Here is a 13,446-nt window from a genome sequence, read left to right as displayed (position 1 = left end):
TGCACGGCCGTCAATATGAAAAGGTAGTTTTTTAGAGCGGCGCTCACTATTATTAAAGGAGAAAAGATCCAATCCTAAGGCAGGCGATAGATTTTGCACTTTATTCGAACGATGATGAGGCATTTCGCTAGGCATAAGCCGCTGCTCGTCTTCTTCCTGATCGGTCTGCTTTTTGAGGTCGCCTACGCGGTCGGCGCCCCGGTGAGCCTAAAATATCTGGTCGACGAAGCTTTCGGTCCCAAGGACGTCCAAGCTTTCTATTTGATTTTCTCGCTTCTGCTCTGCGGCGGACTGCTCAGCCTCGCGGCGGGCTTGGCCGGCGAATATGCGCTGAACAAGCTGAGCGGACGGGTCGTTCAGAAGCTGCGCAGCGACCTTTACGTACATATCCAGAAGCAATCCGCTCCATTTTTTCAGCGCTTTCGAGTAGGCGACATTGTCGCTCGCTTCTCCTCGGATATGGCCTCTGTCGAACGAGTCGCCACCTTCTCGCTGCCTTTTTTTCTGAAAGAGGCTTTAAGCGTCGCGCTTGGCCTTGCCATGCTGATCTCGCTTGAGTGGAAGCTGACGCTTGTCATGGTATTCGGTTCGCTGCTGATGATGGCCGGTCCCCGACTGCTTCAAGGACGTGCGGAATCCGCCAACCTCCGCTACAAGGAGGCACAGGAGCGCTTCACCAACCTGATCGACGAGACGGTGAAGGGTCATCGCACCGTTCACGCCTATCACCGCCAGAGCTTGTTGTTGGAAAGGGCTCGTTTGCATATCCAGTCGCTCCTGACGCTTGGCTTGAAAATGCACGTCACCAACTCCTTGCTGGAACGTCTGCCGCTTACGGTTTTGCTTCTGCTCAACGGCGCGATGATCGGATTCGGAGGTTACTTGATCTTCCAGGATCAGCTCTCCATTGGGGGATTCATGGCCTTCTTCACCTTGTTTATGAGCGTCGGACAGGCCGCCTCCAACTTAACGCTGGTCATTCCCGGCCTGATCGATTCCGGGAGCAGTTTTAAGCGGATTGCGGAGGTTCTTGACTATGAGCCGGATTTGCGGGAGGTCGAGCGTCCAATCGAGCTGCCTCCAATTGTCGAAGGACTTACAATGGACGAGGTCACGTTCGGGTACACCGAAGATAGCGATCAACTCAAGGCGGTTAGCCTGCGCATACCTGTCGGAAGCTATGCGGCGTTCGTCGGTCCGAGCGGCTCGGGCAAAAGTACGGCCCTTCAACTGCTGGCCCGCTTCTATGATCCGAGGCAAGGCACGGTATCGATCGATGGACAGAATCTGCGCGACGTTAGCGAAGCCTCCTTACGGCAAAGAACCGCCGTTGTCACGCAGGAATCGTTCCTGTTCAACACGACTATCCGGGATAACCTCTTACTGGGGCGCCCAGATGCGAATGAGACGGAGATCGTCGAGGCGGCCAAGCTCGCACATATCCACGATACGATTGCAGCGTGGCCGGAGGGCTATGACACGCCCGTTCACCATGAGGGAGCTTCGTTGTCCGGCGGGCAGCGTCAGCGCGTCTCCATAGCAAGAGCGCTGTTGAAGAAGCCGGAAGTTCTTCTGCTCGACGAGGTAACGTCCGCGCTTGATCCGGGTTCCGAAGCCGGGGTCAACGATAGCATTCGGCGTCTTCGCGGCAGCGCGACGGTCGTCTCGGTCACGCACCGGCTCGACTCCGTCGTACAAGCGGATCTGATTTTCGTATTCCAGGACGGGCGGGTCGTCGAAGCCGGCACTCATGAGGAATTGCTGCGGCGCGGCGGATTGTATCGCGAAATGTGGAACAAACAGCACGGGTTCGTGCTGTCGCAAGACGGACTGCATGTGAGCGTCGACGCAGACCGGTTGGCCCAGTTGCCCTTCTTCAAGGGCGTCGAGTCCGAGCAGCTTCGCGAGCTTGCCGATCTGTTTGCGACGGAAACGTTGCAGGAAGGCGACTCTGTCGTCCGCGAGGGAGATTCAGGAGATAAGTTCTATCTAATCGTGCGCGGAAAATTCGAGGTAGTTAAGCGCGGTTCCGATGGGGAAGATCGCAGGGTTGCAGTTTTGCAGGACGGCGATCATTTCGGGGAGATCGCCTTGCTCAAGGGGATACCGCGAACGGCTACGGTCCGGGCGCTTGGGCCTGCCGTCGTCATCTCCATGAGAAGGGACGCCTTCTTGGCGCTTACGGCCAAATCCCCCCACATTCTTCAGGCGGTGGAACAGACGCTTCGGGCTCGGCTATGAACCCTTGGCCGGCCTTGATCTTCAAATGGGGATAAAACAAAGCTGCAAGCCAGCTGATGGGCTTGCAGCTTTTCTTATTTCGCCGATAGGACCGCCTCGCGTGCTTATTGCATGCGGATTCTCTCTACGCCAGTCGAAGACGAGTGTACTGCTTCAGCAATCCGTCCTCATGCTTTTTCATCCAATTCACGAGAGCCTGTCGCATGTCGTCCGCAGCAGCCAAGTATTCGCTGTCGTTAATCACATTGCGCAGCTCGTGCGGGTCGCGAGCGAGATCGTACAGTTCGTCCGTGTCTCCGCAGTTAAACACATACTTGAAGTCGCCTTTGCGGATCATCCGCTGCGTGTACATAACGCTCTCCAAGCCGGCTCCTTCCGTCACGATGCTATCCGGCCAGTCCTCGATCGCTTTGTTCTCCAGCATCGGCGCGAACGATCTGCCGTCGCTGCCTTGCTCCGGCTCTCCAGCTCCCGCCAGATCCAGAATCGTTGCGTGAATGTCGCATGTTCCGACCATACTCGCTTCCCGGCCCGGCTTGCCCGTTCCGGCTGCGGGCTTGACCAGAAGCGGAATGCGGCATGTTTCTTCATACATGTAAAAAGACTTGTCGCACAGCCCTCCGTGGATGCCAAGCGACTCGCCGTGGTCCGCGGAGAACAGAATGATCGTATTGTCGTACAACCCGTTTTCCTTCAAATAATCGAGCAAACGGCCGATCTGCTCGTCTATGCTGCTCATGAACGCGTAGTAATGACGAATGTGCGGAACGAAGTCCTCCCAGGATTTACTTCCCTGCTTGATGCGATGAATGGAAGGTTTGCCGGTTCCGTCGTCGTCAAAATTCGGCCACGGCGGAATCTCGACGTCCCGGTACATATCCAGATGCTTCGTCGGCGCGATGTACGGCTCGTGCGGGCCCCAGAAATTCAAAGAGAAGAAAAACGGTTTATCCCGCTCGCGGAAACGATCGATATGCTCGATAGCCCGATCGACCAAATAGTATTCGACCGTCCCTTCGACCGGCGTCGTCAGCTCGGCCGAGAAGTGGCCCTCGAAGTGACCGGACAGCTTGTTGATCAGATTCCATTCCAGTCCTCTGTCCTGCAAGTAGGCCTTAAACGCCGCGTAATACATACCGCCCAGACCATGCCCTCCGAAGTCGTCGCCTTCATAGCCGACATCGGTCGGCAAGGAGCGCATTCCTGCCGCCAGTTCGGGAAAACGAACATAGCCCAGATTGCCGTTCGCATACCGCTCCTCCGGCCCCGACGTTCCCAAATGCCATTTGCCCGTATAGCCGAGACTATAGTCGGTTTCCTCCAAACGGCGGCTCAGCAGCCGCGATGTATCGGGAAGCTCCTGCACCATGCTTCCCATCCCATACCCGTTCGTCTGCATGCCGTGCTTAAACGGGTACAAGCCGGTTTGGATCGAGGCGCGCGCAGGCGTACATACCGGACAGCTTGTGTACGCATTGTCGAACACGATGCTTTCCTCTGCCAGTTGGTCCAGATGAGGCGTCTGACAGATGCTTCCTCCATACGCGGATAACGTATCCGTTCTCTGCTGATCGGTCTGGATGAACAAAATATTCGGGCGACCCGAAGCCGCCTTACTTACCTCTGTCATCTTCGTCATCTCCTTTCAGTGCAGTCTATCATCCTAATTTAACATTTTTTCGTCAGTAGATTGCGAACAGCGCGGCAAACCTATAACCGCCCCTCCAACATCAATCTGTGAACCGCTTCGGCGAACAGGCTGTTCGACCAGGCAAACCAAGGTCGAGTAAAAAGACTAGGATCGTCGGCGTCGAAGCCTTCGTGCATAAAGCCGGTCCCTGCATCCGTCGACAGCAGCATTTCCAGCAGCGTTGCCCGCTCGGCGTCGTTGTCAGCCGTCATCAATTGCATACTGAGCGCAATATGCCAGATGTAGCGATGACGCGTATGCGGACTGCCAATTCCTTGCGCCGCTTGACCGCGATAGAAATAAGGGTTGGCTTCGCTGAGAATAAAACGACGGGTATTGCGATAGGTTTCATCATCCGCCGGTTTGTACCCGAGATACGGAATAGACAGCAGGCTCGGCACATTGGCGTCGTCCATCAGGTTGTAGTTGCCGAGGCCGTCGGTCTCGTAGGCGTAAATGCGGCCGTACTGCGGATGAATCGTCACTCCGTACGTTTCGATTCCATACTCGATCTCTTCCTTAAGCTTTAGGGCTTGCGCTGCCAGCTCCTCGTCGCGGTATACGTCGGCCGCGATTTCCGCGACGCCGCCCAGAGCGACTGCCGCGAACATATTGGAAGGGATCAAATAGCCGAACTTGCAGGCATCGTCGCTCGGTCGGAAACCCGACCAAGTCATGCCCGTATAATTGACCGGCATGCCCATCCGATCATTGCGCAACGTATCCGACTTCGGCCCCGTATGGCGTGCAAAACGGTAAGGCGACTGTTCAAAATGCCGCTGCTCCGTCGTCCAGAGAGCGATAATCTGCCGAGCCGTCTCGCGAAACGTGTCGTCGAATACCGCCGTTCTCCCGGTCTCTTTCCAGTAAAGATAGGCCAGATGAAGCGGATAACAGAGCGAGTCGACCTCGTACTTGCGCTCCCATATCCACGGATTCAGCTCGGTCTCGTCCCAATCGAGCCGGTTATCGTTGGCCGCCTCGTTAAACGCATTGGCATACGGATCGATGCCGATAAAATGAAGCTGACGACGAAGCAGGCCTTCAATTAACTCTTGAAGCTGAGGGTCGTTCGCCGCAAGCGGCAAGTAGTGGCGCACCTGCGCGCTCGAGTCGCGCAGCCACATGGCGGGAATGTCGCCGGTAAATACAAACGTCGTGCCATCTTCCAGCACCTTGGTCGTCGTCTCCAGCGTGTTGACGAAGCAAGCTTTAAACATCTCCAGCAGCTTCGGGCGATCCGCCAGTTTGACGTCGGCCTCGGCCAACAGCCGGACGACGGAATCGGGCATTGCTATCATACAGAGTCACCTCCGGGAATTGTCGGCCCCAATATAGGCACATGGCGCAAAATATCGTCGTGGCGGTCCATCCAGGTCTGCAGCAGCTGCGCCAGCCGCTCCAGCTCTTTCCGGTTGGCCGTTTCCCCGCTAACATCGCGGGTTTCCCACGGATCGGCTTCCATATCGAACAACTGAATGCGATCGATACCCGCTCCGCTTGCCGGACTGCGGTAATAGCGAATCAGCTTCCAGCGGCGATCCTTTACCATCCGCTGCAAGTCTTGGTAGGCCGTACATACATGCGTTCTCAGCGGCAGCGGCTCATTTGCACCCGCACTAATGCCACCGCCGCGCAGCAGCCCGGCAAAGCTGACGCCGTCGGCGTTCGGCTGCTCCGGCAAACCGGCAAGCTCGGCAACGGTCGGCGCAATGTCGATGTTGCTGAGCAGCCCCGGCGGCTTCGCGCCCGCTTCGACGCCCGGCCCGCGCAGCAGCAACGGAATCCGTACGCTGTGATCGTACACGTTCTGCTTGCCCATCAGACCGTGCTGCCCGATGGATAAGCCGTGATCTGCCGTATAAACGAGCAAGGTGTCGTCATACAGCCCTTTAGCTTTTAAGTAGTCGACGATGCGTCCCACCTGTGCGTCCAGATGAGCGATCATCGCATAATAGTCGGCCAGATGCCGCTTGATTTCCTCTTCGCGGCGCGGCATGGAGGCCAAACGCTCGTCTCTCACGCCCAAGTCGCCGTTATCGAACGGATGCTCCTCGGCAAAATTGGGCGGCAACGACAATTCCTCCGGCTGGAACATCGAAGCGTACGGCTCGGGAGCCGTACGGGGGTCGTGCGGCGCAGTGAACGCGACATACAGGAAAAACGGCTGTTCGCCGTCGTGACGCTCCAGAAAATCGATCGCAGCATCCGCGAATACTTCGGAAGAATGACGAGTTTCCACATATTCGCGCTCCTTGCCGTATAACCCCTCGGCATCGAACGCCTGCACCGGAACGTGCCAATGATCGCTCATACCATAGAAGAAAAGCTTATCCCCACCCTCGAAGCTGCGGGCAAAGCTCGCCTTATCGTTGTGCCATTTGCCAACCGCATAGGTTTGATACCCCGCGTCGCGCAGACGTTCGGGAAGCAGCGGCACCTCCGGGCGAATATCGGTGGAATGAGTCCACTCCGCCGGATCGCAGCCGATCATCGAGCGGAAGATCGACTGCCCCGTCAGCACGCACGCGCGGCTCGGGGCGCATACCGCGCCCGTCAAGCCGCCGAAAATGTGAGTGCCTTGCATCGCCGCGCCGCCGGCAGCCAGCTCATCCAAAACTGGCGTGCGCACAATCGGGTTGCCCGAAGAACCTAGCGCTTCATACCGATGATCGTCGGCGATCAGAAAGACGATTGAAGGCCGTTTACTCATCAGCCTTTCACCGATCCTAACAGCATGCCTTGATTAAAGTGCTTCTGGAAGAACGGATAAATGACCAACAAGGGCACCGCCGTTACTACGACCGTCGCCATTTTGACCGGCGGACCGAATTCGAAGCCTTCGATTTCCAGCGTCATCGAAGAATCCGCAGCTTCGATCAGCATCTGCCGCAGAAACACTTGCAGAGGCCATTTCGCCGAATCGTTCAAGTAAAGCAAAGCGTTAAAGTACGTGTTCCAGTTTTGTACCAGATAGAACAGCGTGAACGTCGCGATCGCCGGCATCGACAGCGGAAGAACGATTTTACGGAACAAATACAGCTCTCCGCAGCCGTCGATGCGCGACGCCTCCTCCAGCTCCGAAGGGAAGCTCTGGAAGAAGCCCCTCATTACGATCAAGTTAAACGGGGCAATCGCGGCCGTCAGCCAGATCGACCAATAGCTATCCAGCAAACCGAATTGGTTCACCACGAGATAAGTCGGGATAATGCCGCCGTTAAACAACATTGTGAACAACACGAGCATGTTCATCGTTTTGCGTCCGACCACCCACGACTTCGACAAGCCGTAAGCCATCATACTGGTCAGTGCGATGTTGACGAATGTACCGATTAGCGTAATCCACAGAGAATTGCGGAAGGAAAGCAGGAAATTGCGCTCCCGGAACAAGTATTGATAAGAGTCAAGCGACCACGTTTTCGGAACAAGGAAGAACCCACGGGACAGCACCTCCGCTTTAGTCGCGAACGAGACGATGACGACGTATAGAAACGGAAGGGCGACGACAAGCGTAGCCACGATGAGCACCGCGTACACGACCGCCATGAAAGTGCGGTCCGATCCTGACATTCGGTTCAATAGACTCCCTCCTCGCCTTTACGCTTGGCCCACCCGTTCGCCGCGACGATCAGGACAAGCCCGATGACCGACTTGAACAGTCCGACTGCCGTCGTGTAGCTGTATTCGCCCGTCAGAACGCCGTTCCGATAGACGTACGTGTCGAACACGTCCGACACATCCAGATTAAGCGAGTTCTGCATGAGCAGAACTTGCTCGAAACCGGTCTCCATCGTCTGTCCCAGCCGCAAAATAAACAGAATGATGATGACGTTGCGCAAGGCGGGCAGACTGACATGAAGCATCGTTTTCCACCGGCTGGCGCCGTCCATGACCGCGGCTTCGTACAGCGTAGGATCGATGGAAGCCAGCGCCGCGAGGAAAATAATCGCGCTCCAGCCCGATTCCTTCCAAATGTTCATCAGCACGTATAGCGGACGGAAGTAGCTCGAATCGGTCAGCAGCTCGATCCGCCCCCAACCGTTAGAGGCTAACAGTTGATTAATCGCGCCCTCCTGCGTAGAGAACAGCAGCACGGAAATGCCGACAACGACAACCCAGGAGAGAAAATGCGGCATATATGTGATCGTCTGTACTGCCCGACGAAACATGCGGATGCGCGCTTCGTTAAGCAGCAATGCGAGAATGATCGGCGCCGGGAAGAAAATAAACAGGTTAAGCGCGCTCAGCACGAGCGTGTTGCGAAACAGCATCCAAAAATCCGCATCTCCGAACAGGCGTACAAAATGGTCGAAGCCTACCCACGAACTGTTCATAAAGCCGTCGAACGGTTCAAAATCCTGAAACGCGATCAGAATACCGCCCATCGGCAAGTAACGGAACAACAGGAAGAAGAGCGCCCCCGGCAAAATGAGAGCATAGAGCGGTAGGCCGCGGCGCAGTCTTCCGCGAATATCTGACGTCGGCATCGTTGCACCTCCAATGAGAAGAGGGAGAGAGCTGATGCGACTCTCCCTCCTCCGGCCTTATTTCAATTCAGCGTACAGGGCGTTCGTTTCTTCGATGATCTTGTCTCCGCCGCCGTCTCTCCATGCCTTCACCGCGTCGTCGATCGATTCCACCGGCGCGCTTCCGGTAATGACTTTGACGATGGCCGCAGAAAACTTCTGGTCCAGCTGGATGCCGCTCTTCGAGAACGTCTCGGAGATCAATCCAGCGGCAGGGTTCGTCCAAGCGTACGGCTCGGTTTTCTCGAACCAGGCCAAAACTTTGTCCACGTAGGTTTTATCGTCCCAGAGGCGGATTTGAATGCCCGGATCGAAACGGCGGATGAACCAGGTAGACAAAATTTGCGGACGGTCGTTGTCGAAGGCGTCCAGCTTTTCGTAGGTGTCGCCGTTCTTCGTATAGTGAATGCCTTCAATGCCGTTTTTCGACCAAATATAGCCTTCATCGGAGAACATGAAATCGATGACCTGCAAAATACGCTTCTGCTTCTCTTCGTCGAGCTTGGCGTTTAACACGATTTTCGTCGTGCTCGTGATTGTGTTCGCGAATCGCAGCCCCGTCGGTCCGGCAGGCGGATCGAGCTGAACGATGTCGGCCTCGGGAGCCAGCTTCTGAAGCGTCGGTACCGACTGCTTATACACTTCGTTCGGATTGACCTCGGCAATGCCGTTCGTATTGCCTTCAAGCTTATTCCACGGATCGCGCTCCTTGTTCACCGGGAAATCCTTGTCCAGCACGCCCTCCGAGTAAGCTTGGCGCAAATATGTCGCCAGCGCTTTCCACTCTTCGGCCTGCGTCTGCATAGCCACCAAGGTGCCGTTGTCGTCCTTCCAGCGGTTAGCCAAGCCGAAAGCGCCCTTCAAGTAATCGATGCCCAGAATATCGCCGCTATTGGATACCGACATACTGAAGCCAATCGTATCCGGTCTGCCGTTGCCGTCCGGATCCTTCGTCGCAAACGCTTTGGCGACTTCATAGAATTCGTCGACCGTTCCCGGCGTCTTCAAACCGAGCTTGTCCAGCCAATCCTGACGGATCGACAGGTTGCTGCGGAAGGCGGGAGCGTACATCGGGAGTCCGAATACTTTTCCCTTCGGGTTCATCATCGTCATCGCTTCCTCGGTCACGTTGCCGACGAGGTTAGGGTAGTCTGCAAGCAAAGGCTGCAAGTCGAGAAACACGCCTTTTTGCATCCACTTGCTGTAGGTTGAAGCATCCCAGATTTGGAAGAGGTCCGGGAAATTGTTCGATGCGGCGAGCACGTTCAGCTTCTCGTTGTAGCTGTCTCCCGGCACCCATTGGAATTTCAAATCGATATTGAATTTGTCGTTCAAATATTTCACCATCGGGTGATCGTCGGTCCATCCGCCTCCGGCCGCCGTACTGACCATCATCGTCAGCGTCAGCTTCTTCGATGTGTCGTCCGACTGCGAGGCTCCGCTCGACGATGGGGATGCTGCGGGAGACGCGCCTCCTCCTTTATCGCCGCAGCCTGCAAGAACCAGGGCAAACGCGGTGAACGCGCAAAGCAGCAAACTGAATTTTTTCATTTCGACTCCTCCTTGGGACTATTCTTTGTTTGTTCCCCAAGTATAAATAAGACGGTCTGCGACCGCCTTATCCGGATTCTTGATTTCTTACTCAATTTCACGAAGTTGAGACGATTGGACGCTTGAACGGAATGCGAACCGTAACGACGGTTCCCTGTCCGACAAACGAATCAAGCCGCACGCCGTAATCCCGGCCATAGCGGAGAACGAGCCGCGCGTGCACATTAGGCAGTCCGAGCGAGCCTTCCCCGCTTGACGCTTTGTCCGGCTCTTCCGTCGCCTGCTTCAGCATGGCCCGCAGTTCGTCCAGCTGTTCCTGCGGCATTCCCTTGCCGTTATCGGCAATTTCGACAAGCAGATCCTCTCCCTCGTCGTAGGCGCTTACGATGACCGCGCCGTCTCCGCCGCGCGGCTCGATGCCGTACTTCACCGCGTTTTCGACGATCGGCTGAAGCGTCAGCTTCATACACGGGCTGGACAGAAACTTGTCCGGGATAGAAAGCATGCTGGTAAAGCTGGATGGAAAACGCAGACGCACGATCTCCAAATACTTCGAGACGATGTCCAGCTCGTCGCGGAGCGTCACCTCTTCGTTCTCGAAACGGGCCGTATAGCGGTAGACGTCCGCCAAGCTGCGGGCGATCTTCTCGATTTTCGGCATATTTTCCAAATACGCCATACTCTTAATAATGCCAAGCGTATTGTAGAGCAAGTGGGGGTTAATCTGGTTCTGCAGCGAACGAATGACCGCTTCCTTCTGACGGATCGACAGCTGCATCTCCTTGAGCTGAAGCTCGTACACCTCGTCCACCAGCTTCTGCAGCCGATCCATCATCTGATTAAACCCGCGATACAAGTAATGGATTTCGTCCGGCCTGTCGTTGACTTCTGCGCGAACGTCCAGATCTCCTGTAGCTGCTTTGGCCATGACATTCTTAAGCACGACGATCCGCTTGGTGAAGCGGTTCGCCAGCAAAGGAACGATAATCAGAATAAGCAAGGAAACGATGACGAACGTCCAAATGATCGACATCCGCACGGCCTGCAGTCCGGACTCCATCTCTGCGGACGGAACGATCGAGAAAATATTCCAGTTCATCCGGTTCGAGCGGTTGACGGAGACGTACCATTCCTCGCCTTCCCAGCTTACCTTACTAGCCGTGTCGGACAGCGCATATTGAAGCTTGTCCAGCGGAGTCTCCGACATCGACCTGCCGATCCACTCCCTGTTCGGATGGTAGACGACGATGCCGTCCGACGATGCCACGAAGTGATAGCCCGTGCGCCCCAGACCGGTCTCGCCGAACTTGTTGATCACCTTCTCCGGCATAATGTCCAGCACGAAATGTCCGGCCACCTCCACCGTCTCGACGTCGAAGATCGGAAGGATGACCGAGAATACCGGGAACGGCGCCTGATTCGGATACTTCGTATAGTGGGTCGGGTACAGTTCTATTCTTTCCCCGAACGGAAGAGAAAACCAGGGCTCGTTCGAGTAGAAGTTGGATTGCGAATAATAATAGCTGAAAATCGAAATCAGCTTGTCGTGCTTGGACATCAGAAACATGCCGGCGATCTCGGGGCGATTGGTGGCCACGTATTTGCGCAGCTCCTTCTCGATCGCTTCCGTCTCTTCCGGCTTGGCGGCCGCACTCTCCCGCAGGAAATGCTGAAGCTGCTCCCCGGCGGCGAGCGGAGCGGCGGATTCGGCAAGCTGTTCCACGTACGAATCGATATCGTAGTTAAAACGCGCAGCAGCTTCGCTGGACAGCTGCCGCACGTCCCGCCCGATAACGCGGCCTACCTGACGGTCGGCAATCGTCAGCGCGACGATCAGCGCCAGCATAATCACGAGCAGAAAACCGATGGTCATTCGCGTCCGATAGGAAGTCAAAAACTTGATGTTCATTTCAAACCCATGCCTTTGCGATAGTCGTTCGGAGTTTTGCCGGTCAGCGATTTAAACATCCGGTTAAAATGGGGGAGCGAGACGAAGCCGACCATCTCGGCCGCTTCGTAGATTTTGATGTCCTCTTCCAGCAGCAGCATTTTCGCTTTATCGATGCGCACATTATTCAAGTATGCGATGAACGAAACGCCCGCATACTGCTTAAACAGCTGACCGAAATAAGAAGGGCTTAAATTGGCCCGCTGCGCCATTTGGCCAAGCGTGAGCGGCTGCATGTAATGCCCGTCGATATAGTCGCAAGCGCGGACCATCGCCTGTCTGGTTTCCTGCCCGGATTGCGATACGCTGACAAACGACCAGCTTTCCAGCAGCTTGCGGAACGTTTCCGCCGTCTCTGCCCGCTCGTTCCAGCCGCCGCCGGTACCTGCCGCTTGGAACGAAGGATCCATCCCTTGAATCAATTCGATCCACTTGCGTTCAAATATGGAGAAAATGGAGCCGCGGCTTCGCGTATGCGCGGTAGGCGTGTTCCAAATATGACGGAGCAGGTCGTCAAGCTCGCTCTGTCTGCTTCGGGAATCCAGAGTCGGAACGGCGTCCAGAAACGTATTGATCCGCTTCAGACATCCGTTCAACTCGCCCAGCATCGTCATGCGGGTGAGAGACCGCTTCAGCGCATCCTGCAGTTCCTCCTGCAGCACAGGCTTCATCAGATACTCGGAGACGCCGTAACGAACCGCTTGCTGCGCGTAAGTAAACTCGTCGTAACCGCTAATGATGATCGGCACGATCGGCATTCCGGTCTCGTCGATTTCCTTGATCAGCTGCAGCCCGTCCATCCTCGGCATCCGAATGTCCGTCAGCAGGATGGACGGCCACAGCTCGTTCAACATATGCCAAGCGTCTTCTCCGTCCACCGCTTCTCCGACGACGGCAAATTCCCCGCCGATGCGCGAAACCATCTCGACGAGTTCGCTGCGCAGCCAATGCTCGTCTTCCGCGATGACGATCGTATACATATTGTTCATCTCCCGGTAGCTTTTGATGTCTGTTAGATGTTCTGAATAGTTTACCCGATTCCGTTACGATCGGCCAGTCTATGCAGAATATCACCGTAACTCGTCCGGGAAAATGTAGATGGCTTCTTGGAATGGGCTGACGGCTCAGTTTCTTGATTACAAGGCTATCGGAGCAACAATAATAAATCTAATGCGCGCGAGCCATGTTTGGCGACGTACTTCCTTATTCGACATGAGGCAACCTCCCGTTTCTTACGTTTGCCTCATTCTCTCATAGGTTTCGCCGCTGCTGAAGGTGGGGCAGGTTTGACGCTTACTCTAAAAGTGTCGTCGCATGAGCTTATTGGCTTAATCTCGGGTGGAGTGGGGCGGATAAGTCCCTCCCGCGGTCTTATGCACCCGCTTCCGGAACGAATGTGGCGGATAAGTCCCTCCCGCGGTCTTATGCACCCGTTCCCGGAACGAATGTGGCGGATAAGTCCCTCCTGCGGTCTTATGCACCCGCTTCCG

9 protein-coding genes are annotated in these 13,446 nt (G+C 55.7%); 1 reads left to right on the top strand and 8 read right to left on the bottom strand.

Annotated features, from left to right (window positions below; all coding sequences use genetic code 11):
* Positions 1 to 93: 93 nt before the first annotated feature.
* Positions 94 to 2,241, top strand: coding sequence for an ABC transporter transmembrane domain-containing protein (locus J4772_RS02745; RefSeq protein ID WP_209074067.1), 2,148 nt, complete (start codon positions 94 to 96; stop codon positions 2,239 to 2,241).
* A gap of 124 nt (positions 2,242 to 2,365) precedes the next feature.
* Here J4772_RS02745 and J4772_RS02740 read toward each other — a convergent pair whose 3' ends face one another.
* From J4772_RS02740 to J4772_RS02705, 8 genes are all read right to left on the bottom strand, one after another.
* Positions 2,366 to 3,871, bottom strand: a complete 1,506-nt coding sequence (locus tag J4772_RS02740; RefSeq protein ID WP_209074066.1) for a sulfatase family protein — start codon at positions 3,869 to 3,871, stop codon at positions 2,366 to 2,368.
* A gap of 80 nt (positions 3,872 to 3,951) precedes the next feature.
* Positions 3,952 to 5,232, bottom strand: a complete 1,281-nt coding sequence (locus tag J4772_RS02735; RefSeq protein ID WP_209074065.1) for a glycoside hydrolase family 125 protein — start codon at positions 5,230 to 5,232, stop codon at positions 3,952 to 3,954.
* Entirely contained in the window at positions 5,229 to 6,644 is a 1,416-nt protein-coding gene (locus J4772_RS02730; protein WP_209074064.1) for a sulfatase family protein, read from the bottom strand. Before J4772_RS02730 ends, J4772_RS02735 begins: the two co-directional genes overlap by 4 nt.
* The gene (locus J4772_RS02725; RefSeq protein WP_116064030.1) at positions 6,644 to 7,501 is read right to left on the bottom strand and encodes a carbohydrate ABC transporter permease; all 858 of its coding nucleotides are present in this window, start codon (positions 7,499 to 7,501) and stop codon (positions 6,644 to 6,646) included. The genes J4772_RS02730 and J4772_RS02725 overlap by 1 nt, the downstream gene beginning before the upstream one ends.
* Positions 7,502 to 7,506: 5 nt before the next feature.
* Positions 7,507 to 8,418, bottom strand: a complete 912-nt coding sequence (locus J4772_RS02720; protein ID WP_116063972.1) for an ABC transporter permease — start codon at positions 8,416 to 8,418, stop codon at positions 7,507 to 7,509.
* Between the two features lie 57 nt (positions 8,419 to 8,475).
* Complete coding sequence (locus J4772_RS02715; RefSeq protein ID WP_209074063.1) at positions 8,476 to 10,008, bottom strand: extracellular solute-binding protein; 1,533 nt, start codon at positions 10,006 to 10,008, stop codon at positions 8,476 to 8,478.
* A 97-nt stretch (positions 10,009 to 10,105) separates the two neighbouring features.
* Positions 10,106 to 11,917 carry a cache domain-containing sensor histidine kinase gene (locus J4772_RS02710; protein ID WP_209074062.1) on the bottom strand — a complete coding sequence of 604 codons (1,812 nt, stop codon included), beginning with the start codon at positions 11,915 to 11,917 and terminating at the stop codon, positions 10,106 to 10,108.
* The gene (locus tag J4772_RS02705) at positions 11,914 to 12,936 is read right to left on the bottom strand and encodes a response regulator transcription factor (protein WP_209074061.1); all 1,023 of its coding nucleotides are present in this window, start codon (positions 12,934 to 12,936) and stop codon (positions 11,914 to 11,916) included. The genes J4772_RS02710 and J4772_RS02705 overlap by 4 nt, the downstream gene beginning before the upstream one ends.
* Positions 12,937 to 13,446 lie beyond the last annotated feature (510 nt).

This window comes from Cohnella sp. LGH, assembly GCF_017671885.1.
In the GTDB taxonomy this organism is placed as follows: Bacteria; Bacillota; Bacilli; order Paenibacillales; family Paenibacillaceae; genus Cohnella; species Cohnella phaseoli.
Note: the sequence above shows the minus strand (reverse complement) of the source record. Positions and strands in the feature narration are given on the sequence as shown.